This window comes from Pseudonocardia sp., assembly GCF_050250275.1.
Lineage (GTDB): Bacteria > Actinomycetota > Actinomycetes > Mycobacteriales > Pseudonocardiaceae > Pseudonocardia.
In genome coordinates this window covers 40817-66454 of the sequence record NZ_JBFWOY010000015.1, presented here as the reverse complement: position 1 = coordinate 66454, position 25638 = coordinate 40817, and the positions used below count along the sequence as shown (strand labels likewise).

The following is a 25638-nucleotide window of genomic DNA, read 5'->3' as shown; positions in this document are numbered from 1 at the left end:
TGGACGAGGCGATGATCGGCAACGATGCCCGCGACGACCTCCGCCGCGAGGTCCGCCGCTTCCTGGAGCGGCGGTCCGCCGAGGCCGACGTCCGCCGGCTGATGGACGACGCCACGGGCTACGACCGCGACGTGTGGTCGGTGATGGCCGACCAGCTGGGGCTGCAGGGGATGGCGATCGCACAGGCGCACGGCGGCGCCGGGTTCGGCTACGAGGAGCTGTGCGTCGTGTTCGAGGAGATGGGCCGGGCGCTGCTGCCGTCCCCGTTCTTCGCCACCGTCGCGCTCGCCGCGAACGTCCTGCGGCACAGCGGTGACGAGGCCGCGTGTGCGCGCCACCTGCCCGCGATCGCCCGGGGCGAGCTGGTCGCGACCCTTGCGCTCGGTGAGGAGGAGGGGGGCTGGGACGACACCGCCGTCCGGATGCGGGCCGAGCCGGCCGGGTCCGGCTGGACGCTGACCGGCGTGAAGCGTTTCGTGCTCGCCGGGCACGTCGCCGACCTGCTGCTGGTCGTCGCGCACACCGCTGACGGGCTCTCGTTGTTCGAGGTCGGGGCGCGGGGCCCGGGCTGCGTGGTCGAGGTCGAGACGACCCTCGACCTGACCCGCCCGCTCTCACGCGTCGTCCTGGACCGGGCACCTGCGGTGCTCGTCGGACGCAGCGGGCACGCCTGGGCGGGGGTTCGGCGGGCGCTCCGGCTTGCCGCGGTGGCCCTGGCCGCGGAGCAGGTCGGCGGGGCCCAGCGGGTCCTGGAGATGACCGTCGGGTATGCGAAGGTGCGCCATCAGTTCGGCCGGCCGATCGGGTCGTTCCAGGCCGTCAAGCACCAGCTGGCCGACATGCTCGTCGCCGTCGAGTCGGCCCGGTCGGCGGCGCAGGAGGCCGCGCGCGCCGTCGCCGCCGACGACCCCGGGCTCGAGGTGGCCGCCTCCGTCGCGAAGGCGGTCTGCTCGGACACCTACACCCGCGCGGCCGCGACGGCGATCCAGCTGCACGGCGGCGTCGGTTTCACCTGGGAGCATCCCGTGCACCTGTACTTCAAACGCGCCAGGAGCAGCGAGTTCCTGCTGGGCACCCCGGGCCACCACCGTGACCTGGTCGGCCGGGCGATCGGGGTCTGACGTGGAGCGCTTCCGCGACGTGGGTCGCCGGCTCAGCAACTGGCACCGCTGGGGCCCCGACGACGAGCGGGGAACGTTGAACCTCATCACCCCCGAGGCCGTCGTCGCGGCCGCGGGGCTCGTGCGGACGGGCCGGATCTTCGATCTCGGCATCCCCTTCGCCGCCGACGGCCCGCAGCCCGGCGGGGCCCGGATCAACCCCGTGCACCTCATGCGCGACACCGGGGCCGGGCAGGTGTACCCGGGCGGCATGCACTTCGCCGACGACTACGTCTTCATGCCGCTGCAGGCCGCCTCCCAGTGGGACGGGCTGTCCCACGTCTTCTACGACGGCATGCTCTACAACGGATACCCCACCGCCGAGGTGGGCCCGCGGGGAGCGGCGAAGCTCGCGATCGACAAGCTCGGCAAGGGCGTCGTCGGCCGCGGTGTGCTGCTCGACGTCGCCCGCCTCAAGGGCGTGGACCACCTCGAACGCGGCTACGCGATCACGCCCGCGGACCTCGACGAGGCCGCCGGGACCCAGGGCGTGCGGGTCGGGGCGGGCGACATCCTCCTGATCCGGACGGGGTGGCGCCGGGTGTTCACGACGACGGGAGACGCCGCGGCGTTCATGGACGGCGAGCCCGGCATCGGGCTGGCGTGCGCACAGTGGCTCCACGACCACGAGGTGGCGGCCTTGTGCTCGGACAACTGGGCGATCGAGGTCCTGCCCGGTGAGGGCGACGAGAAGTTCGCCGTGCACTGCGTGCTGATCAGGGACATGGGCATGCCGCTGGGCGAGATCCTCGACTTCGAGGAGCTCGCCGCGGACTGCGCGAGCGACGGGGTGTACGAGTTCCTGTTCGCGGGCCCGCCGATCAAGTTCGTCGGTGCGGTCGGGTCGCCGGTGAACCCGCTCGCCGTCAAGTGACCCCGGCGGGATCGACGGAGGTGACGACCGCGATCCGCCAGGGACCGTGGTCGTCGGTCCGGACCAGCACGTAGAGGACGTCGAAGTCCTCGAGCGGGGCGCCCGACAGGTCGTGTCGGGCGCCCCGTGCACGGAGCAGGACGGTCCGCGCGTCGAGCACGGTCACGGTCCGGGAGGTCGTCGTGGCGCCCCCGTACCGCCGCGCGGCCATTGCCTCCCAGGTCGTGACCAGCCACTGCCGGATGTCGGTCCGGGTCGCGGACGTGCCGGGGCCGCTGCTCGACAGCCGGCACAGCGGCGCGACGAAGTGCGCGGCCGTGGCCGCGGCGTCGAAGCGCTGGAAGGCGGCGAGGTAGTCGTCGTAGGTCGCGAGGACCGATTGTTCGATCTCGTTGCGCCGCGCGGTCGCGGGCCCGGTGTCCATCGGTCCTCCTCGTCGTCCGGCCCCGCGGTGCCCTCAGGCGACACCTCGTCGGGCGGCGTCGCGCGCCCATTCCTCGAGCGAGGTGGCGGGCAGGCCGAACGCCCGCAGGTACTCCGGGAAGGCCGGCGCGGGGTGCGCGCTCAGGTATCCCTGGGACTGCCGGAACACCTCGGGCAGCCCGTCCGCGATCGCGGCGTCGCGGCTCGCCGGGACGGTGATCGACCGACCCCAGGCCCGTGACAGGGTGGCCGCGGCCTCGCGGAGGCTGATCCGGTCACCCGCCAGCTCCAGCTCGACGGCGTCGAAGCGCTGCGGGTCGGCGAACGCGGCCGCTGCCGCGGAGGCGATGTCGGCGACCGCGACGAACGCCTGGGGGACATCGATGTCGTAACCGACCAGGACCTTCTCCCTCGACCCGGGTGCGTAGAAGTAGGAGGGCGCCAGGAAGTTCTCCATGAAGGCCGAGGGCCGCAGGATCGTGGTCGACGCGGCCCCGGCCTCCCGCAGGGCGTCCTCGGTCAGTGTCTTGACGCGGAACGCGTGCCCGACGAACGGGCCCCAGCGTTCCTCGTCGATGATCCTGGTGGCGCCCGAGGCCGAGGTGTGCACGATCTGGGGGACACCGGCGGCCGCGGCGGCCGCGGCGAGGGTGCGGGCGCGGTCGATCTCGGTGTCCCCGGCGAGGTTCGCGAAGTCCGGGGTCTGGACCGAGAACAGGCCGCGGGCCCCGTCGAGGGCGGGTTTGAGCGACTCCGGCTCGTCGAGGTCGCCGCGGACGAGCCGGACCCCCTGTTCGGCCAGGGCCCGGGACTTCTCGCTGTCCGGGTTGCGGACGAGCGCGTGCACCGGGGTACCGGCTGCGGCGAGGGCCCGCGCGACGGCGCCGCCCTGCTGCCCGGTCGCCCCTGTGACCAGGACGAACTCACCCATGTCTGCACTCCTTCGATCGACGTCGGATTAAATGGGGTACCACCCCGTTTATACCTGGGCTACGATATCGAGGGCCACCCCGGTTGTCGAGGAGAGGAGCGCCGTGCCTGCGGTGAAGACGTTGCGCGCCGACGGACGGCGCAACCGGGCGCGGCTGCTCGCAGCCGCCGCGGAACTCATCCGTCAGGAGGGCGCGCAGGCGTCGCTGGAGGAGATCGCGCGCCGCGCGGGCCTCGGCTCGGCGACCCTGCACAGGCACTTCCCGTCGCGCCACGCGCTGCTGGAGGCCGTCTACCGGGAGGGCGTCGAGCAGCTGTGCGACCACGCCGCGGCGCAGCCCGGCACGGACCCGGCCGCCGAGCTGGACACCTGGGTCGAGGACACGACGGCCTACATCGCCGACAACCGCGGGCTCGGGATCGCGCTGCTGGGCAGCCCCGACGCCCCGGGCGAGGACGGCCTCACCGCGGACGAGATCTGCGTGACCGACCGCCTGATCGACGAGCTGCAGGTCCTGGTCGACCGCGCGGCCGCCGCCGGCGTGCTGCGTCCCGGGGTCAACGGTCAGGACCTGATGACCCTGATGAACGCGATCGGAACGGCGACGGAGAAGGACGCCGTGACCGCGCGGCGCCTGGTGCGCCTCGCGCTCGCGGGCATCCACCCCTGCCCCTGAGGGCCGGGTCGCGCAGTCAGGGGTCGAGCCGCCCCGCCACGTCGGCCATCCGGGCGAGCTCGGCCAGCAGTTCCCTGACGTGCGGGGGATGGGCATCGGGGTCCTCCAGCGGTGGCCGGCTCCGCCCGTAGGCGTCGACGGGCGGGATCGCCGCCCCGGACACCTGCTCCTTGCGGGCCAGTGCGGCGCTGATGTGCGGAGCCAGCTCCGCGTCCCGGCGCGCCCGGATACCGGCGTGGTCGGCGGCGAAGCCGGGCATGACCTCGGCGGCGAACAGCTCCAGCGACGCCCTGACCTCGTCGTAGGGCAGCCGTCCGAACTGGTGGAGCAGGATGGTCTGGTCCAGCCCGGCGCCCTGGTACGCGCGCAGCCGTTCGGTGAGCTCGGCGGGAGAGCCGATCGCGTGCTCGCCGCGATGGGGGATGGTGCCGCCGAGCTCCTCGCGGACGGTCTCCGAGCGTTCCCACACGTCCGTCGCACCGGGCCGGTGCCTGCCGAAGACGTGGTAGTGCCGTACGGCGTAGGTGAAGAAGCTGCCGGCGCGCTCGCCACGCTCCCGCGCGACGTCGGGATCGGGGTGGCAGTGGAAGGGGACCATCGTCGCGACCCGCGGGTTCACGGTGTGCCCGATCGGGACGCACTCGCGCTCGAACGTCGCGTGGTAGTCCTCGACGACCCGGGCGGCCTCGGCGGCGTCGAAGAACGAGTGGGCGAGCGCCCCGATCCCGAGCCGCGCCGCGAGTCTCACGGTCTCGTCGTCGGAGCAGGCGATCCACAGCGGCGGATGGGGTCGTTGGGCCGGCTTCGGCACGACGTTGCGCGCAGGCATCGAGAAGTACCTGCCGACGTGTCCGGGGTAGGGCTCCCGGGCCATCATCTCGGTGACCTGGCCGAGCGCCTCGAGCGACATCTCGCGCCGCAGCTGCGGGTCGACGCCGAAGCCCTCGAGCTCCATGCGCGTCTTCGAGTGCCCGATGCCGAACTCGACGCGCCCGCGTGAGACCAGGTCGAGGGTCGCGATCCGCTCGGCGACCCGCGCCGGTTCGTTGTAGCCCGGGGGCAGCAGGACGACGGCGTGGCCCAGCCTGATCGTGCGGGTCCGCTGGCTCGCCGCGGCCAGGAACACCTCGGGTGCCGACGAATGGGAGTACTCCTCGAGGAAGTGCTGCTCCGGGGCCCAGGCATAGCCGAATCCGAGCCGGTCGGCCAGCTCGACCTGGTCGAGGCTCTCCCGGAACAGGTCCAGCTCGGCGTCCGGCCCCCACGGGCGGGGCAGCTGCTGGCCGAAGAAGAGCCCGAACTCCACGCCGGCTCCTAGGACGCCGGGACGGCGACGCGGACCGTCTCGACGACGGCCCCGGTGGTGCCCGCGGTGATCGCCGCGACCCCGCCCAGCAGGCACAGCACGAACAGGGTCCGGCCGTCGTGGCCACCGAGGGCGCACGCCAGCGGCATCTTGTGGGCGATGTCGTCGGAGATCGTGACGACGTCGGTGATCTCTCCGCCCTCCACCACCCGCCGCAGCACTCCCTGCAGCGGCGAGGCCGTCCAGATCGCCCCCTCGCGGTCGGCGGCGATGCCGTCGGCGCTGCCCGGCGCGAGATCGGCCCAGACCCGGCGGCGGGTGAGGGTCCCGTCGGTGGCGCGGTCGAAGCCGAGGAGCTGGGCGGAGGGGAAGGAGGCGACGACGTAGGTCCCGTCGGGGAGCAGGACCGGGCCGTTGGGGTCGTCGACCTCGGTGGCGACGACGCGCGCGGACCCGTCCGGTTCGACGAGGATCACCCGGCCGTCGGGGTGGACCGGGCGCGGCGCGGCGGGGTCGTGGGTGCCCATCGAGCCCGTGTAGGCCCGGCCCTGCGCATCGACGACCATGTCGTTGAGGCCCCCGACGGCCAGGTGCGCGAGGTCGGCGTGGATGCGGACCTGTCCGGGTGCGTCGATCCGGAGGATCTCCGGGCGGGCCATGTTGACGACCAGCAGCCGGCCGTCGGGGAGGAATCCCAGGCCGCAGGGGTGCACGTCGTCCCCGAACTCGTGGACGGTCTCCAGGTTCCCCGACTCGTCGACGCGCAGGACGCGGTGGGCGAAGATGTCGGAGAAGTAGAGCCATCCCGCGTGCCAGCGAGGCGCCTCGGCGAAGCGGAGGCCTGCGGTCAGCGGTACGGCCGGGGCCGTCAGGGTCGGATCGGGCACCTGGGTTCCTCCGCGGACTCGATGTCGGTCGACGTTTTCGAACCGCAGTAGGTTCGAAGCCGAGTCGGAATGAGACACCTGCGGGCTCGGGCTCGTCAAGTGGGGGGGTCTTCCGTTCCGGCCTTGACGGGCGCAGGGACGCCTGCGATTCTGGCCCGGTCAGATTCGAATCATATTTGAGTTGCTGCGCTCATGCGCCCCGGCAACTGCCCCGCACGCGGCCGCCGTCGTCGGACTCCCGAGGAAGTGACCATGAAGATCGGTGTCCATCTCTACTTCCAGAACTACACGGACTGGGACCGTTTCAAGTCGAGGCAGCCCGGTCCGCCGGCGATCACCGACCAGCAGATCTACGAGGAGGACCTCCACCTCGCCGGGCTGGTCGAGCCGCTCGGCTTCGATTCCTACTGGGCGGTCGACCACCACTTCACCCCGTACGCGATGACCGGTGGTGCGCTCCAGCACCTCACCTACATGGCCGGGCGGACCACGAAGCTGGACTTCGGCTCGATCGTCGTCGTGCTGCCCTGGTACGACCCGCTCACCGTGGTCGACCAGATCAGTGTGCTCGACAACATGCTGCAGGGCCGGCAGCTCACCATCGGTCTCGGCCGGGGTGCCGCCAAGCAGGAGTTCGACCGGTTCCGCGTCCCGATGCCCCATGCGCGCGGCCGGTTCGCCGAGTCGGTCGAGATCCTGCGCCGGGCGCTGACGAGCGAGTGGTTCTCGTTCGAGGGCGAACACTTCCAGATCCCGGAGACGTCGATCCGGCCCGGGTTCCGCAATCCCGAGCGGCTGCTCGAGCGGATGCGGATCGCCTGGCAGAGCCCGGACACGTTGCCGATCGTGGCGAACTCCGGGCACGGCGTGATCATGACCAACACCAAGAGCTGGGACGAGTACGCCGAGGACATCCAGCAGGTCAACAAGATTCGCCGCAGCATCGGCCTCGAGCCCACGCAGCCGACGGTCCAGGTCATGCTGTCGTGCTTCGACAGTGAGGCCGAGGCCTGGAGCGTGATGTCCACGCACATGCTCGAGAGCTACAACAGCAGTGCCAAGCAGTACGGCCTCGACGACCCGTCGCAGTTCATCGGCGTGAAGGGCTACGAGCACTACGCGAAGGTCCCGCCGTACCTGGGGCCGGGCGCCGATCCGGTCAAGGACGGGCAGATGCTCGAGTACGCGGCGCGGCCGCAGGCCTGGGGCACGCCGGACCAGGTGTTCGAGAAGCTGCAGTTCATCCAGCAGAAGACGGGTGCGGTCGAGTTCATCGTCAACCCGCGGTTCGGTGGGATGTCCGCCGAGACGGCGGAGCGTTCCATGCGGCTCTTCGCGGCCGAGGTGCTCCCCCGCCTGCAGGCCGTCGACCCGCCGCTGCCGGAGGCTCTGAACGGGCAGTGACGTCACCGGGCGCCGGTGGTGGTCGACGAGACCGCCACCGGCGCTTCGTCATGTCCGGGCCCGGTGGCGGGGCTCCTCGGCGGTGGTGGTCTCGACAAGTGGGGGGTCACTCCTTATGCTGGCCCAGTCAACCGGGGTCCTACCCCGTTTCTGATCGCTGGTGGCCGTCTCGACGTGTGACCGAAACGCGGGATCCAATATTGACCAGAATGAATCCCGTAGCTACGGTCGGTGTCAGCCCGAGGACTCCGCGGGGCACGTGCACCATCGGCACGGCGTCGACCAGGAAGGGGAGATCGCCATGTCACACCTGACCGTCACCCTGTCCGAAGGAACCGTCCAGGGGAGCCGGGACCGGCAGTACCCGCACGTCAGTACGTTCCTCGGGCTCCCCTACGCCGCGCCACCGGTCGGCTGGCTTCGCTTCGCGCCACCGGCGCCCTGCCCGCGCTCCGACTCCTGGTCGCCGCTGGGAGCCGCCGTCCCCGGCGCGCTCGGAGCGGCGTTCGCCGAGGCCACCCAGCTGACGCTCGACGTCTGGGCACCCGCCGATGCGACCGACCGGCCGGTGCTCGTCTGGTTCGACGACGAGCCGGGGCACACCCGCCGGGCGCGCCGGTTCTGCGCCGGCCTCGTGGCCGAGCACGGCCTGGTCGTGGTGGCGCCCCGCCGCCGGCAGGGGGCGCTGGGCTACCTCGATCTGACCGAGCTGCGCGCCGGCTTCGGCAACGGCAACTTCGGACTCCTGGACCAGATGGAAGCCCTGACCTGGGTCGCGACCCATGCCCGTGCCTTCGGTGGGGACCCCGCGGACCTCACCGTGTCGGGGCGCGGTGAGGGCGCGCACGCCGCCGCGCTGCTGGCAGGCCTTCCCCGTACGAGCCCCCTGGTGCGCCGGCTGGTCCTGCCCGCGGGTGTGCCCGCGGGGCGGGTCCAGACCCCCGCGGAAGCGACCCGCGTCGCCGCGGCCCTGCTCGACATCCTCGACGCGGACCCCGGCGGCCGCGGCGACCTGCGCGAGGTCGGGGCGGCGGTGATCCTCCGGGCCGAAACCACACTGGGCCGCCACCGGGGCCGCTCCCCGTTCGGTCTCGTGGCCCACGACGACCTCGCCGCCGGAGACCTGATCGAGCTGCTGCGCACCGCTGTGTCCCCGGTCGAGGTGCTGGTCGGCCGCGCCACCCGCGCCACCGGGCCGACCACGTGGACGGTCTGGCGCTGCGGTGAGGACCGTGTCGCCGAACGCGTCTCGACCCTGGTGGTGCCGTCTGCGGGCGCGCCGGCGGAGGAGTACGGGGCCGCCTTCGGGGCGTTCGTGCGCACCGGCGACCCGGCGGCCGGGTGCGGTGGCGCCGCCGGGCCGCTCCGTCGCGCCGGCCGGGGCAGGCAGCCCCTGGACCTCGGCGCCGCCCGGTGACGCGGGTTCCGACCAGGCCCGGGTCGGGGACGGTCCGGGCGAACGGCATCGACCTCTGCTACGAGACCCTCGGCGATCCGGCGGACCCGACCGTGCTGCTGATCATGGGGCACGGGATGCAGCTCGACGCCTGGGACCGCGCGTTCTGCGGGCGGTTCGTCGAGCGTGGCTTCCACCTGGTCAGGTTCGACAACCGCGACGTCGGGCTGTCGTCGAAGCTCAGCGGTGTCCCCGACGTCGCCGCAGCTCGCCGCGGCGAGCGCGGAGCGGCGGTGTACGGGCTGGAGGACATGGCCGACGACGCCGCGAGCCTGCTCGACGTGCTCGGCATCGCCCGTGCGCACGTGCTGGGGGCCTCGATGGGCGGAATGATCGCGCAGGTGCTGGCGATCCGGCACCCGGATCGCGTCGCCTCGCTGTGCTCGGTCATGTCCACCACCGGGGACCGCAGGGTCGGGCAGGCCCGGCCGGAGGTGCTCGCCGCGATCCGGGCGAGTACTGCGCGCACCAGGGCCGAGGTCGTCGAGGCCCAGGTCGCCACGGCGCGGGCGCTCGCCGGTGGCGGGTTCCCGTTCGACGAGGACGACGTCCGCGCGGGGGCCGCGCACGCCTACGACCGCTGCCACCACCCGCACGGGAAGCTGCGGCAACAGGCGGCGATCCTGACGGCCCGCGACCGCACACCCGCGCTGCGCCGGCTGCGCCTGCCGGCCGTGGTCGTCCACGGGGCCGACGACCCGCTGGTCGGCGTCGACGGGGGAGTGGCGACGGCCGGCGCGATCCCGGACGCACGGCTGGTCGTGGTCCCCGGACTCGGTCACGAGCTGCCGGTGGGGGTGCACGCGACCGTCGTCGAGGAGTTCACCACCAACGCGCGGCGCGCCGGCTGACACGCCGTCACCGGTCCGAGCACGACCTGCGATTGCCCACAACGTTTCCGGAATCCGGCGAGGCGGGGAAACCGTCCGCCGGCAAAGGACCGCCGCCGCGGCGGCGAAAGGACTCACCCGTGACCGAGCAGCCCCGTACCGAGCAGGCCTTCGACGCGGAGGCCCTGCGGGAGAAGTACCGGCAGGAGCGCGAGAAACGGTTGCGCCCCGACGGGTCCGCCCAGTACCGGCAGATCACCGAGGACCTCGGGCGCTATCTCGTCGACCCCTACCTCCCGGTGGCCGGGCGCGCGCCCGTGACCGACGACGTCGAGGTCGCCGTCATCGGGGGCGGGTTCGGAGGGCTGCTGGTCAGCGCCCGGCTGCGGGAGGCCGGCGTCGACCGGGTGCGGCTGATCGAGCAGGGCGGCGACGTCGGCGGGACCTGGTACTGGAACAGGTACCCCGGTGCGGCGTGCGACACCGAGTCCTACATCTACCTCCCGTTGCTGGAGGAGACCGGGTACATCCCCACCGAGCGCTACAGCAAGGGCCCCGAGATCCACGAGCACTGCAGGCGGATCGCGCGTCACTTCGACCTGTACCGGGACGCACTGCTGCACACCCGGGTCCTGGACGTCCGGTGGGACGAGGACGAGCAGCGGTACACGATCACCACGAACCGCGACGACCGGTTCCGCGCCCGGTTCGTCGCGATGACCGCCGGGTCGATGGACCTGCCGAAGCTGCCGGGCATCCCCGGGATCGAGAACTTCGGCGGGCACTCGTTCCACACCACCCGCTGGGACTACGCCTACACCGGCGGTGACGCCCGCGGCAACCTCGTCGGACTGGCCGACAAGAAGGTCGCGATCATCGGCACCGGCGCCACGGCGATCCAGGCGGTCCCGCACCTCGGCGCGAGCGCGGAGCACCTCTACGTCTTCCAGCGGACCCCGTCGGCGGTCAACGTCCGCGACAACCGGCCCACGGACCCGGACTGGGTCGCGACACTGGAGCCGGGCTGGCAGCGCGAGCGGGTGCGGAACTTCTCCGGTTTCATCGCGGGCGAGGAGGTCGGCGAGGACCTCGTGGACGACGGCTGGACCAAGATCTTCCGCAACCGGGCGCTGCACGGCGGGGTCCTCGACGAGGACGTCGACTTCGAGGTCATGGAGGCGGTCCGCAACCGGGTCGACGAGACCGTCACCGACCCGGCCGTCGCGGCCGCGCTGCGCCCGTACTACCGGGCGCTCTGCAAACGGCCCACGTTCCACGACGAGTACCTGCCGACCTTCAACCGGCCCAACGTCACCCTGGTGGACACCGACGGCCAGGGCGTCGAGAAGATCACCGAGACCGCGGTCGTCGCGAACGGGATCGACCACGAGGTCGACTGCATCGTCTTCGCCAGCGGGTTCCAGGTCGGCGCGCCCTTCTCACGGCGGCTCGGCTACGACGTCGTGGGTCGTGACGGCCGGGCACTCAGCGCCAAGTTCGCCACCGGGATCTCGACGCTCTACGGGATGCAGACCCGTGGCTTCCCGAACTTCTTCGTCGTCGCGATCAACCAGGCGGGGATCTCGTCGAACCAGACCCATCTGCTCGACGTCCAGGCCCGGCACATCACCGACGTCGTCACGGCGACCCGGGCCGCCGGCGCCACCTCCGTCGACGTGGAGCAGGACGCCGAGGACGCCTGGGTGCGGACCGTCATCGAGTCGGCCCGCCGCAACGGCGAGTTCCTCGCGACCTGCACGCCCGGCTACTACAACAACGAGGGCAACCCCGACGTCGAGGCCTTCCGCCGCAACGGTCCCTTCGCGCCCGGCGTGTGGCGCTTCGAGCGGATCGTCGAGCAGTGGCGGGCCGACGGCCGCTACCGCGGTCTGCTCTTCGACGGGGCGCCGCTTCCCGGCGGCGCCGTTCACACCACCACGACCCGAGGGTGAGGAACAGATGACCGCAGCCGACCTTCCGAAGATCATCTCCGTCGACGACCACCTCGTCGAGCCCGCGCACCTGTTCGAGCGCTGGCTACCGACCAAGTTCCAGTACGGGGCCCCCCGCGTGGAGCGGCGGATGGTCAGCCTGGACACGGACCTCTTCGGGTTCGAGGAGGACGAGAACGGCATGCCCAGCGACGTCTGGGTCTTCGGCAAGTCCGTCTACGTCCCGCGCCGTGCCGTCGTCGTGCTCGACGGCGTCCACACCAGCGCGGAGATGCGGGACAAGGAGCCGGTGACCTTCGACGAGATGGACCCCGCCTGCTACGACCCGCAGGCCCGGCTCAAGGCGATGGACGAGCAGGGCGTCGAGGCGTCCATCGGCTTCCCGTCGTTCCCCCGGTTCTGCGGGCAGGCGTTCAGCGAGGAGACCGAGAACGACCGTGATCTCGGGGTCGCCCTGATCCGGGCCTACAACGACTGGCAGGTCGAGGAGTGGGCGGGCGACTCGGGTGGGCGGCTGGTCCCGGCTCCGGTCGTGCCGCTCTGGGACGCGCACCTGGCCGCGGCCGAGGTGCGGCGCAACGCCGCCCGCGGAGTGCACGCGGTCGCGTTCAGCGAGATCGTCGGGCACCTGGGCTACCCGAGCATCCACGACGGCAACTGGGACCCGTTCTTCGCCGCGTGCGAGGAGACCGACACGGTGGTCTGCATGCACATCGGCTCGTCGTCGCTGCTGATGACGCTGCCGCCGGAGGCGCCGCTGCTCCTGCTGCCCGTCCTGCAGTTCGCGAACTCGTACGCCTCGATGGCCGACTTCGTGTTCTCCGGGGTGCTGGACCGCTTCCCCCGGCTCAAGCTCGCGTACTCCGAGGGCCAGGCCGGCTGGATCCCCTACGCGATGGAGCGGATGGACCACGCCTACGCCCACCACACCTGGGCGCTGGGCGACGAGAAGCTCAAGGAGAAGCCTTCGACGTACGTGCGCCGCAACATGTGGGGCTGCATCTTCGCCGACAAGCACGCGATCGCCAGTGCCGAGCACATCGGCGTCGACAACCTGATGTTCGAGGTCGACTTCCCGCACAGCGACGGTCCGTTCCCGCACACCCGCAGCCATCTCGCGGACCAGTTCGCCGGTGTCGATCCCGCCATCACCTACCGGATCGTGCGGGGCAACGCCATCCGCCTCTACCAGCTGCCCTTCGACGCCCACCTCGACGCCGACGGTCGGCCGCTGGACGAGGTGTGACCGCGCCGGACCGGCCGGTCCCGCACCCGTCGCCGCTCACGCAGCCCTTCTGGGACGCGTGCCGGGACGGTCGGCTGCTCGTCCAGCGCTGCGACAAGTGCGGGGCCCACGTGTTCACGCCGCAGGAGTTCTGCCGGGAGTGCCACGCGGACGCCCTGACCTGGGTGGAGTCGGCGGGCGTCGGGCACGTCGTGACGTTCACGGTGATCTGGCGCCCGCAGACGCCGGCGTTCGAGGTGCCCTACGTCGTCGCCGTCGTCCGCCTCGAGGAGGGCTACGAGATGGTCACCAACATCGTCGGCGCGCCACCCGACGCGGTCGTGATCGGGGCGCCGGTGCGGGTGCGCTTCACCCCGGTGACCGACACGGTCACCCTGCCCTGTTTCGAGCTCGCCGCGTGAGCCGCCGCGAGGTCGTCGTCGTCGGTGCGTACAACACACCGCAGGCCCGGGTGCTCGAAGGCCAGACCTCGGACTCGGTCACGCTCGCGGCGATCACCGGCGCGCTCGACGACGCCGGGCTCACCGTGTCGGACGTCGACGGGCTGACGGTGCTGCCCGGCCTGCAGTACCGGGGCGGGGCCGACGCGTTCGGCTACGCACTGGGCATCCCCTGGTTCTGGACCGGTGCACAGGTCCCCGGCCCGGCCGCCGTCGTCGAGGCGGCGGCCGCCATCGGGGCCGGGGCCTGCGACACGGTGGTGCTCGCCGGTGGCCAGGCCGGCGTGTACATCGACCGGGCCGCCGTCGCCCCGTGGGCCCGGCCCGCGCACGAGTTCATCGAGTGCTGGGGACTGATGACCCCGGGGGAGTGGGCGATGGCGGCCCAGCAGTACCTGCACCGCTTCTCGGTGCCGCGGGAGAAGATCGCCCACGTCGCCGCGGTCATCCGCAACAACGGCGCCCGCAACCCGGAGGCGGTGTACTTCGGCCGGGGCCCGTACACGGCGCAGGACGTGCTCGCCTCGCGGATGATCGCCGACCCCTACCACCTGCTGGACTGCGCGACCACCAGCGAGGGTGGCGCGGCGCTGGTGCTGACGACCGCCGAACGTGCCGCCGACCTCGACGTGGCAGCGGTGCGGGTGCTGGGCGGAGCCTGGGACAGCTGGGGACCGACCTACACGCACCCGCCGACGTACGACCGTGTCGCGATGTGGGGCCGCAAGGCGGGGGACGCGGCCTTCGCGCAGGCCGGCGTCGCGCGCGAGGACGTCGACGTCTTCGAGTTCTACGACAACTTCTCGTGGGAGATCGTCCGGTACTTCGAGGCCCTGCGGTACTGCGACGTCGGCGAGGGCCCCGACCTCGTCGCGGGCGACGCGATCGAGGCGACCGGGCGGTACCCGCTCGTCACCGACGGCGGCACCATGTCGCATTCGCACACCGGTGAGTCCCAGCGGCTGCAACGGGTCGTCCAGGCGGTGCGGCAGCTGCGCGGCGAGAGCGCGGCCAACCAGGTCGCCGACGCCCGGATCGCGCTCGTCGCCGTGATCGGCGAGGTACTGCTGCTCGGCACCTGAGCACCTCGGCCACCCCGGACCATGGAGAAGGACTTGACCGGCACGGACCTCCCCCCGGCCCACCCCCCGTTCGACGCGGAGCTCGCCGCCGCCCTCGCGGCCGCCGAGGACGTCCCGACGACGGTCACCCCGGACATGCTCGCCGCCCTGCGGCGCGGCGCGGCCGAGTCGGCCCCGTCGCTCACCGCCATCGCCGAGGAGTTCGGGGTCACCGTCCGGACCGTCACCGTTTCCCGCACGGACGCCCCCGACCTGCGGCTCCTCGTGGCGCACCCCGCCGGCAGCCGGGCCGGCTCGGCCGCGCTCTACTGGATCCACGGTGGTGGGGTCGTCCTGGGCGACTTCAGGTTCGGCGTCGACCTGGCGCTCGCGTGGGCGGTCGAGTTCGGCGTGCCGGTCGTGTCCGTCGACTACCGGCTGGCGCCCGCGCACCCCGATCCGGCCGCCGTGGAGGACTGCTACGCCGGGTTCCGGTGGGTGGCCGGGCACGCCACCGAGCTCGGGATCGACCCCTCCCGGCTGGTTCTGGCCGGGCACAGCGCGGGTGCCGGGCTGGCCGCCGGGACGGCGCTGCTCGCGCGCGACCGCCGCGGCCCCCGAGCCGCGGGGCAGCTCCTGCTGTGCCCCATGCTCGACGACCGCGAGCTGACGCCCGCGAGCCGCCAGCTCGACGGCGTGGGCGTGTGGGACCGCACCGCCAACCGCACGGCCTGGGAGGCACGCCTCGGCGCCCGCCGGGGCGGCCCGGCTGTCGAGCCGTACTCCGCCCCGGCGAGGGCGACGGACCTCGGCGGGCTCCCGCCCGCCTTCGTCGACGTCGGTTCCGTCGACACGTTCCGCGACGAGGCCGTCGACTACGCCACGCGGATCTGGCAGGCCGGAGGAGTCGCGGAGCTGCACGTGTGGCCCGGCGCCTACCACTGTTTCGAGATCCTCGCCCCCGCCGCCGCGGTCTCCGCCGCCGCGGTGGGCCGGCGCACGGACTGGCTGCGCCGGGCGCTCCGGCCGGCCTGACCCACCCCCGGCCCCACCCCCCACCACCGAGGAGTGTCCTGCATGTCCGAGTCACGCGTCGCGATCGTCACCGGCGCCGCCCGCGGAATCGGTGCCGCCACCGCCCGGCGTCTCGCGGCGGACGGCCTCGCCGTCGCCGTCCTCGACCTCGAGGAGAGCGCCGCGAAGGCCACTGCCGACGCGGTGCTCGCCCAGGGCGGCAGCGCGGTCGCGGTCGCCGCCGACGTCGCGGACGCGGAGGCGGTGCAGGTCGCCGTCGACCGCGTCGCCGCCGAGCTGGGCCCGCCCACCGTGCTGGTCAACAACGCCGGTATCACCCGGGACAACCTGCTGTTCCGGATGAGCGAGGCCGACTGGGACGCGGTCGTCGACGTGCACCTGCGCGGCTCGTTCCTCGTCTCCAGGGCCGTGCAGCGGCACATGGTCGAGGCGGGGTGGGGCCGCATCGTGAACCTGTCGTCGACCTCGGCGCTGGGCAAGCGCGGCCAGGCAAACTACGCCGCGGCGAAGGCCGGCCTACAGGGTTTCACCAAGACTCTCGCCTTCGAGCTGGGCCGCTTCGGGATCACGGTCAACTCCATCGCGCCCGGGTTCGTCGTCAGCGACATGACGCGGGCGACCGCGGACCGCATCGACGTGCCGTGGGAGGACTACCTCGCGCAGCGGGTGGCCGAGATCCCGGTGGGGCGTGCGGGTGCTCCCGAGGACATCGCGCAGGCCGTGTCGTTCCTCGTCGACGAGCGATCCGGCTTCGTCTCGGGGCAGGTCCTCTACGTGGCGGGTGGGCCCCGGACCTGATCCGGACCGGGGCCCCCGGGCTCACGAGCTGGTCGCCCGGCCCCGCACGAGCGGTCGGAACACGCTGAACGCCAACGGGTACAGGTTGGCGGCGAACTCGGCGCGCCCGCGCCACCGGCAGATGCCCGGGGTCCGCTCGATCGGCTCGAACGGCACACCGCCACCGATCTCGGCCGCCGGGAAGACGAAGCCGACGAGGTCGAAGAAGCGGGCCGCGGCGTTGAGCGCAGGATGGGCGTGCAGCACGGCCCCGCCCTCCTGGAGGTTCGCGCCCACCTCGTCGGGGCGCAGGGCCGCACGCGCGTCGTCGGGTGCCGTCGGCTCCTCGAACCGCTGCCCCCACCGGGTGAACCACGCCGCGTACGGCACGTCCCGGTGGGCCGAGTCCGGGTGCCACGCGACGGGGTCGGGGAACAACGCCATGAACGGCGAGACCCGGATCCCGAGCAGCTCGTACTGGCGTTCCCACGGGATCCGGGTCTCGACGACGACGGGTGCGTCGAACCGGCCCCGGTACTGCGGCGGCTGCGCCGCGAAGCGGGGGAGCGTGGCCGTGTACTCCTCGGCGCCCATGCCCAGCTCGGCGGCGAAGCCGGCCCTGACGAGCCCGTCGACCTGGCGCAGCCATTCCGCCTCCAGGTGGGGCTCGCCCTCCTGCGACGGATGGATGCCGCGGCGCGGGGCAGGCGGCTCCGGCTCGACCCGGGTCGTGCGCTCGCTGCGGGCGACGCCGGCGGAGCGCCCGCCGGTGTAGGGCGCGCGGAAGTCGGGGTGCAGGTCGTAGCCGGTCAGCAGCGAACCCGCGACGGGCGGCTCGTCACCGAGCCCCTCGGCCATCTCGTCGCCGTCGAAGCGCGCGCAGACGATGCGCCCGCTGACCCGGATCCCGATGCGGGGCCAGGTCCGACGCTCGTCGAGGTAGTGGCCGGTGAACAGCCTGCTGTCCTGCGCGGCGACGATGTACTGGTTCATGCTGATCAGGTCGCGACCCGCGGCCCGCACCTGCTCGAGCAGCTCGGCCTCGTCCGTCCCCGGGTACGGGGCGTCGGTCGCAGCCTCGTAGTCGAACCAGCCCGCCCGGCTCACGAGGTTCTCCACCTCGTTGTCCGGCTGCAGGCTGTAGCAGCCCATCGACGGGAAGATCGTGCCGAGAACGTGGCGGGTGGCGCGGGTGGCGGCCTCCGGCGGGAGGTACCCGACCCGACGGCCTGCCCGCTCGAGCGCCGTCAGCTCCGCGGCGGTGTACGGACACGGCGGGACGACGAGCCGCAGACCGGCGATCTCGCCGCGACCGGTCCAGATCCGCTGGTGCACGTCGGTGAGGTTGTCCGGGGTCAGATCCCCGCCCCGCGGCTCGTCGAGGGTCTGTCCGGGCAGGGTCACAGCGACATCCCGCCCCCGACGTCCACGGTCGTCCCGACGATGGAGCTCGCCGCGTCCGAGGCCAGGAACGCCACCATGTTGGCGACCTCCTCGGGCAGCTGGTAGCGCTGGATCGCCGTGCGGCCGTGGTCGTAGAGGGTCTGCCAGGTGTCGGGGAGCAGCTCCCTGTCCGGGCCCCACATGCTTCCCGCGTTGACGCCGTTCACGAACACGCCGTGCCTGGCCACCTCCTTGCCGAGGTGGCGGTTGAACTCGGCGACCCCGGCCTTGAGCGTGCCGTAGAGCCCCAGGTCCGGGAGCGCCGTCCGGGAGGCCTCGGAGCCGATGTTGACGATGCGGCCGTAGCCCTGGGGGATCATGTAGTCCAGGGCCGCGCGGCAGGAATGGATCGGCGCGGCCAGGGTGCCGGCGATCGCGGCGTCGATCTGCTCGGGGGTGGCCGTGGCCAGGTCGCCCACGTAGGTCGCCACCGCGCTGTTGACCAGGATGTCGATCCGGCCCAGGCGCTCGTTCGCCTCGGCCAGGACGGCCCGGACACCGGTGGGGTCGAGCGCGTCACCGTAGATCCCGATCGCCTCGACCTCCCACCGGTCGGAGACGGTCTTGGCCAGCTCCTCGGCCGACGGCCCCGGCCTGCGACCCCAGGACTCCTGCAGGGCGGCGGCCTTCGCGGGTTCCATGTCGACGATCGCGACGTCGGCACCCAGCCCGGCGAGGCGGTTGACGACGGCCTGCCCCAGGTTGACCCCGGCCCCTCCGGTCACGACGGCCTTGCGGCCCTTCAAGCTCATCACGTCCGTGACGCGCTGGTCGATCGTGTGGAGGGGGATCCGCTCCTCGTCCCACCAGATCGTGTTGTCCGAGCCCTCCGCGATGTGTCGCTCCAGCAGGTCCTTCAGGAAGTCCTTGGCCATCGTGCGTCGTCCTCTCGTGGTTGCGGTCAGAGCCGCGCGCGCGTGCGGACGAGGTCGAGCGCACGCAGGGTCTGGTCGGCGGTGGGTGCGGGGGAGGTCGCGGCGAGGGCGCCGACCTCGAGCCATTCGTCCGGGGTCACGGCACGGCCGGGGTGGTTGTAGAGCTGCACCACGAGGCGGTCCGCGCCCGCCTCGGCGTAGGCCTCCTGCAGGGCGGGGTCGGCCTCGTGCGTGAGCACCGAGATCTCGATCCCGGCCGGGTCGCGGCCGATGGCCTCGCACTCGGCGGTGATCGCCTTGCGCCCCTCGGCGATCTGCTCGGGCGAGGGGAGTGTGGCGAGCCAGCCGTCGCCCCAGCGGGCGATCCGGCGGTAGGTGTGCCGGGTGTTCAGGCCCCCGATGACGATCGGCGGGCCCGGCCGCTGCACCGGGAGCGGGTCGATGATCACCTCGGGGCAGGTCACGATCGTGCCGTCGTAGGCGGCCTGGCCGTCCCGCCAGAGCCTGCGGCAGAAGTCGACCGTCTCGCGGGTGTAGGTCCAGCGCGTGTCGAAGTCGACGCCGAAGAGCTCGATCTCCTCGCGCAGGTAGCCCGCGCCGATGCCGAGCAGCAGGCGTCCGTCCGAGAAGTTGTCGACGGTGCTCGCCGCCTTGGCGAGGTTGAGCGGATGCCGCCCGGGTACCACGCACACACCCGTCGCCACCTTGAGCGTGGTCGTGGCAGCGGCGAGGAATCCCATGGTGACGAACGGGTCGGCCATCTCGCCGTAGAGGCGGGGGAAGTCGCCGCCGGTCATCGGGAACGGCAGGTCCGTCTTCACCGGCAGGGCCGGGTGGTCGGGCAGCCAGACCGAGTCGAACCCGGCCGCCTCGACCGCCCGGCCGAGCGTGACGGGGTCGATCGTGTGTCCGGTGACGTAGAACAGCACACCAACCTGCACGACAGGTCCCTTCGGGAGAGGTCAGGCCTGGGCGGGTGTCAGCGCCGCCGTGGCGGCCGCGGTCGCGCGCCGGCCGGCCAACAGGTAGCTCAGGCCCACGCTCGCCACGCCCAGGGCGACGATGAGCAGGATGTTGGCGAGGATCGCGCCCCAGGACGGTGCGCCCTGTGCGGTGAGGCCGGCGGAGAAGATGGCCGCGGCGATCTGGCCGCCCAGCACGCCGCCGACCGAGCGGATCACGTACACCGCGCCGCTGGCGCTGGCGACGCGTTCGGCGGGAACCACGCGGACGATCGTGTTGAGCGACTGGGTGAACCCGATGCCCAGGCCGAGGCCCATCAGTGCCGAGCACAGGTAGGGCGTCCAGGGCGCGCTGCCGATGGGGAGCAGGACCAGGCCGGCGGCGATGATGAAGACCGCGCCGAGGATCATGTTGCCGCGCCGGCCCAGGATCGGTTCGAGACGCTGGGCGGTCGGCCCGGCGACGACGACGAGCAGGGCGTAGGGCAGCAGGACGAGTCCGGCGGTCGAGGCGTCACCACCCATTCCGTAACCGATCGCGATCGGCAGCAGCGCGACCGTCGGCAGGATCACGTACATCACGAAGGTGACGATCGCGTGGGCGAAGTTGATCGACATCACGCCGAGGACCTCACGCTCGGCCAGTCCGCGCAGGTCGACCAACGGCGACGGGTGGCGCCGTTCGACCATCGTGAACACCGTGAGCAGCAGGATCGTCGCGGCGAGCAGTCCCAGGACGAGGGGAGAACCCCAGCCCAGCGTGGTCGGGAACGTCAGCCCCAGCAGCAGTGCGACCAGCGCCGCGCCGAGGACCACCGCACCGGTCCAGTCGACCGTGCCGCCCCCGATCGGCGGACAGGTGGGAAGGGCGCGCAGACCGACCACCACGACCGCGGCGATCACGATGGTCGGGAACCAGTAGATGAAGGAGTAGTGCAGGTGGGTGACGATCGGGCCGACGACGACGTACGCGACCGCGGCGCCGAGGCCGCCGCTGACCACGAAGATCGTGTTGGCGGTGCGGGCGCGCTCGAGGGGCTGGCTGTCGCGCATGATGCCGATGGCGATCGGTACCACGGCCACACCGACACCCTGGATCATCTGGCCCGCGATCAGGAGCGGAGCCGTCGTGGCGACGGCGGCGAGGACGGCGCCGATCCCGGACACCCCGAGCACGACGAGGAAGACCTTCTTCTTGTCGGCGATGTCGGCGTAGCGGGTCGCGAGCGGGAGGCACACCGCACCGACGACCAGTAGCCCCGTGAGCATCCAGGCGCTCTGCGATGCGGAGATGCCGAGCTCCTGCTGCACGAAGGGGACGATCGGGGCGACCATCATCTCCATCGTGAGGTAGGCGAACACGCCGAGGACGAGCAGCACGAGCGTGGTGGACGAGCCCCGGGGTTCCGTGCCGTCCGCCGCGGCGGCGGCGACGGTATCCGGTCCGGCCTGTGGATCTTTCGAGGTGGGGAGACCGTGGCTGGACATGCTGATCCTCTCGACGGATGACGCCTGGCCTGAGTGCTGTGGCGGGCGAGGGACTCGGCGCCCACCACGAGGGCGGCGGCGCGTCCGCTCGGGGCAGTGCCGAACGGGTGTCGAACGGGACGGCGGGACCGCTGCGAGAGGTTGCCCTACCACCCAAAAATTCGAATTGCCTTCGAAATATGGCACGCGCCACGTGCGGGGTCAAGCGCCCCGCAGGCGACGCTCCGGGAGCGACCGGTGGCGCCCCCGCGCACGGGCGCGACCTCGTGTTCTCAGCTCGGGCCGGGCTCGCCCGCGCCCGCGGAGGCCGGTCCGGCGGCCAGGCCCGACCACACGATGTCGAGCTGGAGCGCCGCCATCGTGCCGGGGGACCGGCCGGGCCCGGGCGGGGGCCACGCGGCGGGGGAGATGCACATGCCGAGCAGGGTGAGGACGGTGACGGTGGGGTCGATCGCCGGCGAGACGTCGCCCGCGGCGACCCCGTCCCGGAGGATCGACTTCCAGGCCTCCCGGTAGCGGGCGAACAGCCGCGCGTCCTCCTCGGCCTCGATCTCGGTGCGCCGGGGATCGTGGGTGTCGGTGAACCAGCGCGGCGACGCCGTGCGGTGCTGGTCGACGTAACGCTGCTGGGCGCGGATGGCCTTCTTGAGCTTCTCCCGGGGGGCGGCGCGCCCGGCGACGACCTTCTCGAGCCGCACGACGACCTCGGTGAACTGCTGGCGGGTCACCAGCCGCAGCAGTGCCGCCTTGCTGCTCACGTGGTAGTACAGGCTGCCCTGCAGGACGCCGAGCTCCTTGGCGATGTCCTCGATGCGGGCGTTGTCGTAGCCCTTCTCGGCGAACACCCGGGCCGCGGCGTCGACGACCTGCTGCCGGCTGCGAATCTTGGTCATGTCCCGTTCGGCCCCTGCCCCACCTCGGTGACGACCCGGCCAGGATAGCCGTGGAACCGAATGTCCCTCGAATCGGGCGCCGGAGGTCAGTCGCCGCGGCGCAGGGCGATCCCGGACCAGACGATCGCGTGCTGCAGCGCGGCGACCTCCTCGATGCGTTTCTCCCCGTCGCGGCGGAACCAGTACGGGACGTAGTCGCACATGCTGATCAGCGACACCGCGACGGCCGTGGCGTCGGTGTCCGCAGCGATCTCGCGCCGGGCGACGGCCTCCTCGACGATGCGCGCCCATCCCGCGCGGTAGCGCAGCACCAGATCACGCTGCGCCGCCGTCTCCTCGTCGGTGATGTCGGCCGACCGGGTGGGGTCACTGAACCATCCGGGAGCCTCGAGCAGGTGCTTCTCGACGTGGGTGAGATGGCTGAGGATCGCCAGCCGCAGCTTCTCCGAGGGGTCCGCGGGGCTCTCGACGATCGCGGTGAGCCCGGTGATCAGCAGGCCGAGGTGATGCTGCACCACGAGCCGGTGCAACGCGGCCTTGCTGCCCACGTGGTAGTAGAGGCTGCCCTGCATGACGCCGAGCTCGGCCGCGACGTCCTCGATCCGGGTGGCGGCGTAGCCCTTCTCCTCGAAGACCCTCGCCGCAGCCTCGACGAGCTGCTGCTTGCTGCGGATCTTCGTCATGGGTCGTCCCTCGGCCGGTGTCGCGGAACGTCGATCCTAGTGCGGGACGCCGCAGGGTCAGTCCGACGAGGGGAGCGGCTTGGCCGCCTTGACGGTCAGTGCGACCCCGCCGAGGCTCAGCGGCCCGGCCCCGGCCCTGGTGACCAGTACCTCGAGTGTCCCGGACTCGTCGGTGTAGCGCTTGCCCAGCAGTACACCCGGACCGTCGGTCGTGACCGCGGGTGCAGCGGCGTCGCCCGGGGTCATCGGCACGCCGCCGCACTCGACGGTGCCGGTCCCGGGTCCGGGACGCACGACGACGACTTCGGCCGTGCACGTCCGGCTGCGCAGCCGGAGGCCGGGGCGCAAGGGGGGTGTGGTCATGACTCGCCTCTCCGAGGGGGAGTGCGGCGGGGACGACCAGCGGTCACCTCCGCCGTGGGGAACTGTCCTGTCCGATCTCGTCCACCGTGCGGACGAGCAGGTCGCTGGCCCGCTTGACGTGCTCGGTCAGCAGCGTGCGGGTCGCTGCGGCGTCGCCGCGGCCGATCGCTTCGAGGATTCCGGCGTGTTCGGCCGCGTCCTTCTCGAGCCGGCGCACGTCGTTGCCCAGGGCGATCCAGGTGAGGTTGCGGGGCACCTTGTGGTGCAGGTTCTCGTAGACCTCCGCGAGGTGCTTGTTGCCGCCGGCCTCGATGATCACCGCGTGGAACTCGGTGTTCGCCTCGTGCCAGCGACGCTGCGCGGTGGTGGTGTCGCCGTCGGAGGCCCGCAGGTCCTCCACCGCCTGACGGAACAGCGCCTCCGCGGCCGAGAGCCGGCCGAGCTGCTCGGAGGTGATCAGCTCGGCGGCGGCCTGCCCGGCGTGCCCCTGCAGGACGCCGTGGAGCTCGTAGACCTCGATGATGTCGCGGGTCGAGGGGAGCCGAACCCGGGCGCCACGGTTGGCGATGAGCTCGACACTGCCCCGCGCCTGCAGTTCGCGCAGCGCCTCGCGGACGGGCATGCGGCTGACGCCGAACTCCTTCGCCAGAGCCTCCTGCCGGAGCCACGAGCCGGCGGGGATCTCGCCGGCGTTGATCCGCTCCTGCAGCACCGTGACCAGCGAGTCGACGAGGTCGTGGTCGTCGGTGCGGCGTGGTGTGGAGGCGTGGGCGGGCGTGCTGTCGGTGGCGGTCACCTCGGCCATCATGGATCCATTCTAGGGTCTGTCGGATCACAGTCGGCCCCGCGACACCTGCCTGCTCCTCCATGGCGCCTCCCGTCGGGTCCTCGACTTCCGAGAAACTGGATCCTAAACTGCTCACTATGGATACATCAAGCAGTGACGGTCGACCGTGAACATCTCGATGCTCTCGACGATGGCGGCCGACGGGATGGGGGAGCGGGTCGCGACGGGCGGGCTCGCGGACGGGCTCGGCTACGCCGAACTGGATCTGCGGGCGCGACGGATCGGCGCCCTGCTCGCGGCCGGGTCCGTGCAACGGCTGGGGATGGTCGACCTCAACTCCGACGCCGTCCCGCTCGCGCTGCTGGGCGCGGCGTACGCCGGCGTCCCGTTCGCGCCGCTCAACTACCGGTTGCCCGACGACCGGCTGCGCGCCGTCGTCGAGCGCCTCGCCCCCGCCACCCTGGTCGTGGGCGACGACTCCGTCGCCGAGCGGATCGGGACGCCCGCCGGGATCACGCTGCTGCACCGGCGTGACCTGCTGGGCGCGGCTGCCGATCCGGGGGCGGCCGCCGTGGTCGACGCCCCCTCCGACGCCGATGCGGTCGCCGTCCTGTTGTTCACCAGCGGCACCTCCGGCGAGCCGAAGGCGGCGATCCTGCGACACCAGAACCTGGTGTCCTACATCGTCTCCACGGTCGAGTTCGCGGGCGCCGCACCCGACGAGGCGGCCCTCGTCGGCGTCCCGCCCTACCACGTCGCCGGTGTCACGGCGGTGCTGTCGAACCTGTTCGCGGGCAGGCGGGTCGTGCGTCTGGAGTCCTTCGACGCCCGTGGCTGGATCGAGGTGGCCCGCCGCGAGCAGATCACGCACGCGATGGTGGTGCCGACCATGCTCGCCCGGATCCTCGACGAGCTGGACGGCGCGGGACTGCCCGCGCTGCGGTCGCTGTCCTACGGCGGCGGGCCGATGCCGCTGCCGGTGATCCAGCGGGCGCTCGAGGTCTTTCCCGACGTCGGCTTCGTCAACGCCTACGGGCTCACCGAGACCTCGAGCACGGTCGCGGTGCTGGGGCCGGACGACCATCGGGCCGCGCTCGCCTCGTCCGATCCCCGGGTCCGGGCCCGGCTCGGCTCGGTCGGCCGTCCACTGCCCGGCCTCGACGTGTCCATCCGCGGTACGGAGGGCGAGGAGCTGGCACCGGGCGAGCGCGGCGAGATCTGGGTGCGCGGGGAGCAGGTGTCCGGCGAGTACGTCGGGCACCGGGCGACCCGGACCGACGGCTGGTTCCCCACCAGGGATGCGGGGCTGCTCGACGACGGCGGGTACCTCTACGTCTTCGGCCGGCTCGACGACGTGATCGTCCGGGGCGGGGAGAACCTCTCACCCGGCGAGATCGAGGCGGCGGTGCTCGACCATCCGGCCGTCGCGGACGTCGCCGTCTTCGGGATCCCCGACCCGGAGTGGGGGGAGGCCGTGGCGGCCGCGGTGGTGCTCGAGCCGGGGGGCGAGTCGTCCGCCGACGATCTGCGCCGTCACGTTCGGGCCCGGCTGCGCTCGACGTGCGCCCCGGCGGTGGTCGTCTTCCGTGCGGCGCTGCCCTACACCGACACCGGGAAGCTGCTGCGGCGTGTCGTCCGCGACGACGTCATAAGTGGGATCCAATCTTGACTGCAGTGAATCCTAAA

General features: G+C 72.4%; 25 protein-coding genes. 13 read left to right on the top strand and 12 right to left on the bottom strand.

Annotated elements, in window-relative coordinates:
* The first annotated feature begins 11 nt into the window (after nucleotides 1–11).
* Both AB7F12_RS15185 and AB7F12_RS15180 read left to right on the top strand, forming a co-directional pair.
* The gene (locus AB7F12_RS15185; protein WP_428497886.1) at nucleotides 12–1121 is read left to right on the top strand and encodes an acyl-CoA dehydrogenase family protein; all 1110 of its coding nucleotides are present in this window, start codon (nucleotides 12–14) and stop codon (nucleotides 1119–1121) included.
* A 1-nt stretch (nucleotide 1122) separates the two neighbouring features.
* A complete protein-coding gene (locus tag AB7F12_RS15180; protein WP_428497885.1) occupies nucleotides 1123–2034 on the top strand; it encodes a cyclase family protein in 912 nt (303 codons plus the stop codon).
* Here the strand turns inward: AB7F12_RS15180 and AB7F12_RS15175 are convergent.
* Both AB7F12_RS15175 and AB7F12_RS15170 read right to left on the bottom strand, forming a co-directional pair.
* Nucleotides 2027–2458, bottom strand: a complete 432-nt coding sequence (locus AB7F12_RS15175; protein ID WP_428497884.1) for a hypothetical protein — start codon at nucleotides 2456–2458, stop codon at nucleotides 2027–2029. The two genes, AB7F12_RS15180 and AB7F12_RS15175, sit on opposite strands and share 8 nt — an antisense overlap.
* A 33-nt stretch (nucleotides 2459–2491) precedes the next feature.
* Nucleotides 2492–3388 carry an NmrA family NAD(P)-binding protein gene (locus AB7F12_RS15170; protein ID WP_428497883.1) on the bottom strand — a complete coding sequence of 299 codons (897 nt, stop codon included), beginning with the start codon at nucleotides 3386–3388 and terminating at the stop codon, nucleotides 2492–2494.
* Between the two features lie 103 nt (nucleotides 3389–3491).
* On the opposite strand from AB7F12_RS15170, the gene AB7F12_RS15165 reads away from it, so the two are divergent.
* Nucleotides 3492–4064 carry a TetR/AcrR family transcriptional regulator gene (locus AB7F12_RS15165; RefSeq protein ID WP_428497882.1) on the top strand — a complete coding sequence of 191 codons (573 nt, stop codon included), beginning with the start codon at nucleotides 3492–3494 and terminating at the stop codon, nucleotides 4062–4064.
* A 16-nt stretch (nucleotides 4065–4080) separates the two neighbouring features.
* Here the strand turns inward: AB7F12_RS15165 and AB7F12_RS15160 are convergent, their stop codons facing one another.
* Nucleotides 4081–5370: an LLM class flavin-dependent oxidoreductase gene (locus AB7F12_RS15160; protein ID WP_428497881.1), complete on the bottom strand. Its 1290-nt coding sequence runs from the start codon at nucleotides 5368–5370 to the stop codon at nucleotides 4081–4083.
* Nucleotides 5371–5378: 8 nt separating this feature from the next.
* Nucleotides 5379–6257, bottom strand: coding sequence for an SMP-30/gluconolactonase/LRE family protein (locus AB7F12_RS15155; RefSeq protein WP_428497880.1), 879 nt, complete (start codon nucleotides 6255–6257; stop codon nucleotides 5379–5381).
* Between the two features lie 252 nt (nucleotides 6258–6509).
* Here AB7F12_RS15155 and AB7F12_RS15150 point away from each other — a divergent pair, with 252 nt between their 5' ends.
* The 9 genes from AB7F12_RS15150 to fabG all read left to right on the top strand — a co-directional run bounded on the left by AB7F12_RS15150 (nucleotide 6510) and on the right by fabG (nucleotide 16479).
* Nucleotides 6510–7661, top strand: a complete 1152-nt coding sequence (locus AB7F12_RS15150) for an LLM class flavin-dependent oxidoreductase (RefSeq protein ID WP_428497879.1) — start codon at nucleotides 6510–6512, stop codon at nucleotides 7659–7661.
* Between the two features lie 301 nt (nucleotides 7662–7962).
* Nucleotides 7963–9078, top strand: a complete 1116-nt coding sequence (locus AB7F12_RS15145) for a carboxylesterase family protein (protein ID WP_428497878.1) — start codon at nucleotides 7963–7965, stop codon at nucleotides 9076–9078.
* Entirely contained in the window at nucleotides 9075–9968 is an 894-nt protein-coding gene (locus AB7F12_RS15140) for an alpha/beta fold hydrolase (RefSeq protein WP_428497877.1), read from the top strand. The genes AB7F12_RS15145 and AB7F12_RS15140 overlap by 4 nt, the downstream gene beginning before the upstream one ends.
* Nucleotides 9969–10087: 119 nt before the next feature.
* The gene (locus AB7F12_RS15135; protein WP_428497876.1) at nucleotides 10088–11899 is read left to right on the top strand and encodes a flavin-containing monooxygenase; all 1812 of its coding nucleotides are present in this window, start codon (nucleotides 10088–10090) and stop codon (nucleotides 11897–11899) included.
* A 7-nt stretch (nucleotides 11900–11906) separates the two neighbouring features.
* Complete coding sequence (locus tag AB7F12_RS15130) at nucleotides 11907–13145, top strand: amidohydrolase family protein (RefSeq protein ID WP_428497875.1); 1239 nt, start codon at nucleotides 11907–11909, stop codon at nucleotides 13143–13145.
* Nucleotides 13142–13546: a Zn-ribbon domain-containing OB-fold protein gene (locus tag AB7F12_RS15125; RefSeq protein WP_428497874.1), complete on the top strand. Its 405-nt coding sequence runs from the start codon at nucleotides 13142–13144 to the stop codon at nucleotides 13544–13546. Before AB7F12_RS15130 ends, AB7F12_RS15125 begins: the two co-directional genes overlap by 4 nt.
* Nucleotides 13543–14667 carry a thiolase family protein gene (locus AB7F12_RS15120; protein WP_428497873.1) on the top strand — a complete coding sequence of 375 codons (1125 nt, stop codon included), beginning with the start codon at nucleotides 13543–13545 and terminating at the stop codon, nucleotides 14665–14667. The genes AB7F12_RS15125 and AB7F12_RS15120 overlap by 4 nt, the downstream gene beginning before the upstream one ends.
* A 33-nt stretch (nucleotides 14668–14700) precedes the next feature.
* On the top strand, nucleotides 14701–15681 hold the full coding sequence (locus AB7F12_RS15115) for an alpha/beta hydrolase (protein ID WP_428497872.1): 981 nt from the start codon (nucleotides 14701–14703) through the stop codon (nucleotides 15679–15681).
* A 42-nt stretch (nucleotides 15682–15723) separates the two neighbouring features.
* Entirely contained in the window at nucleotides 15724–16479 is a 756-nt protein-coding gene (gene fabG, locus AB7F12_RS15110; protein ID WP_428497871.1) for a 3-oxoacyl-ACP reductase FabG, read from the top strand.
* Nucleotides 16480–16500: 21 nt separating this feature from the next.
* On the opposite strand, the gene AB7F12_RS15105 is transcribed toward fabG, so the two are convergent.
* From AB7F12_RS15105 to AB7F12_RS15070, 8 genes are all read right to left on the bottom strand, one after another.
* Complete coding sequence (locus tag AB7F12_RS15105; RefSeq protein ID WP_428497870.1) at nucleotides 16501–17862, bottom strand: hypothetical protein; 1362 nt, start codon at nucleotides 17860–17862, stop codon at nucleotides 16501–16503.
* Complete coding sequence (locus AB7F12_RS15100) at nucleotides 17859–18776, bottom strand: SDR family NAD(P)-dependent oxidoreductase (RefSeq protein ID WP_428516605.1); 918 nt, start codon at nucleotides 18774–18776, stop codon at nucleotides 17859–17861. The genes AB7F12_RS15105 and AB7F12_RS15100 overlap by 4 nt, the downstream gene beginning before the upstream one ends.
* Nucleotides 18777–18802: 26 nt before the next feature.
* A complete protein-coding gene (locus tag AB7F12_RS15095) occupies nucleotides 18803–19717 on the bottom strand; it encodes an LLM class F420-dependent oxidoreductase (protein ID WP_428498861.1) in 915 nt (304 codons plus the stop codon).
* Between the two features lie 21 nt (nucleotides 19718–19738).
* Nucleotides 19739–21226 (bottom strand): MFS transporter, encoded by a 1488-nt coding sequence (locus AB7F12_RS15090; protein WP_428498862.1) that lies wholly within the window; start codon nucleotides 21224–21226, stop codon nucleotides 19739–19741.
* A gap of 272 nt (nucleotides 21227–21498) precedes the next feature.
* Nucleotides 21499–22119 (bottom strand): TetR/AcrR family transcriptional regulator, encoded by a 621-nt coding sequence (locus AB7F12_RS15085; RefSeq protein ID WP_428498863.1) that lies wholly within the window; start codon nucleotides 22117–22119, stop codon nucleotides 21499–21501.
* 86 nt (nucleotides 22120–22205) lie between these two features.
* On the bottom strand, nucleotides 22206–22802 hold the full coding sequence (locus tag AB7F12_RS15080; protein WP_428498864.1) for a TetR/AcrR family transcriptional regulator: 597 nt from the start codon (nucleotides 22800–22802) through the stop codon (nucleotides 22206–22208).
* Between the two features lie 57 nt (nucleotides 22803–22859).
* Complete coding sequence (locus AB7F12_RS15075; protein WP_428516603.1) at nucleotides 22860–23165, bottom strand: hypothetical protein; 306 nt, start codon at nucleotides 23163–23165, stop codon at nucleotides 22860–22862.
* A gap of 43 nt (nucleotides 23166–23208) precedes the next feature.
* Nucleotides 23209–23973, bottom strand: a complete 765-nt coding sequence (locus AB7F12_RS15070) for a GntR family transcriptional regulator (RefSeq protein WP_428498866.1) — start codon at nucleotides 23971–23973, stop codon at nucleotides 23209–23211.
* A 145-nt stretch (nucleotides 23974–24118) separates the two neighbouring features.
* Here AB7F12_RS15070 and AB7F12_RS15065 point away from each other — a divergent pair, with 145 nt between their 5' ends.
* Nucleotides 24119–25621 carry a class I adenylate-forming enzyme family protein gene (locus tag AB7F12_RS15065; protein ID WP_428498867.1) on the top strand — a complete coding sequence of 501 codons (1503 nt, stop codon included), beginning with the start codon at nucleotides 24119–24121 and terminating at the stop codon, nucleotides 25619–25621.
* The last annotated feature ends 17 nt before the right edge of the window (nucleotides 25622–25638 follow it).

Excerpts from the sequence above, each read along its gene's own strand:
- AB7F12_RS15170 (WP_428497883.1), bottom strand. The coding sequence starts at position 3,388 with ATGGGTGAGTTCGTCCTGGTCACAGGGGCGACCGGGCAGCAGGGCGGC.
- AB7F12_RS15100 (WP_428516605.1), bottom strand. The coding sequence starts at position 18,776 with ATGGCCAAGGACTTCCTGAAGGACCTGCTGGAGCGACACATCGCGGAG.
- AB7F12_RS15150 (WP_428497879.1), top strand. The coding sequence starts at position 6,510 with ATGAAGATCGGTGTCCATCTCTACTTCCAGAACTACACGGACTGGGAC.
- AB7F12_RS15070 (WP_428498866.1), bottom strand. The coding sequence starts at position 23,973 with ATGATGGCCGAGGTGACCGCCACCGACAGCACGCCCGCCCACGCCTCC.
- AB7F12_RS15085 (WP_428498863.1), bottom strand. The coding sequence starts at position 22,119 with ATGACCAAGATTCGCAGCCGGCAGCAGGTCGTCGACGCCGCGGCCCGG.
- AB7F12_RS15130 (WP_428497875.1), top strand. The coding sequence starts at position 11,907 with ATGACCGCAGCCGACCTTCCGAAGATCATCTCCGTCGACGACCACCTC.
- fabG (WP_428497871.1), top strand. The coding sequence starts at position 15,724 with ATGTCCGAGTCACGCGTCGCGATCGTCACCGGCGCCGCCCGCGGAATC.
- AB7F12_RS15080 (WP_428498864.1), bottom strand. The coding sequence starts at position 22,802 with ATGACGAAGATCCGCAGCAAGCAGCAGCTCGTCGAGGCTGCGGCGAGG.
- AB7F12_RS15090 (WP_428498862.1), bottom strand. The coding sequence starts at position 21,226 with ATGTCCAGCCACGGTCTCCCCACCTCGAAAGATCCACAGGCCGGACCG.
- AB7F12_RS15145 (WP_428497878.1), top strand. The coding sequence starts at position 7,963 with ATGTCACACCTGACCGTCACCCTGTCCGAAGGAACCGTCCAGGGGAGC.
- AB7F12_RS15075 (WP_428516603.1), bottom strand. The coding sequence starts at position 23,165 with ATGACCACACCCCCCTTGCGCCCCGGCCTCCGGCTGCGCAGCCGGACG.
- AB7F12_RS15185 (WP_428497886.1), top strand. The coding sequence starts at position 12 with ATGATCGGCAACGATGCCCGCGACGACCTCCGCCGCGAGGTCCGCCGC.
- AB7F12_RS15175 (WP_428497884.1), bottom strand. The coding sequence starts at position 2,458 with ATGGACACCGGGCCCGCGACCGCGCGGCGCAACGAGATCGAACAATCG.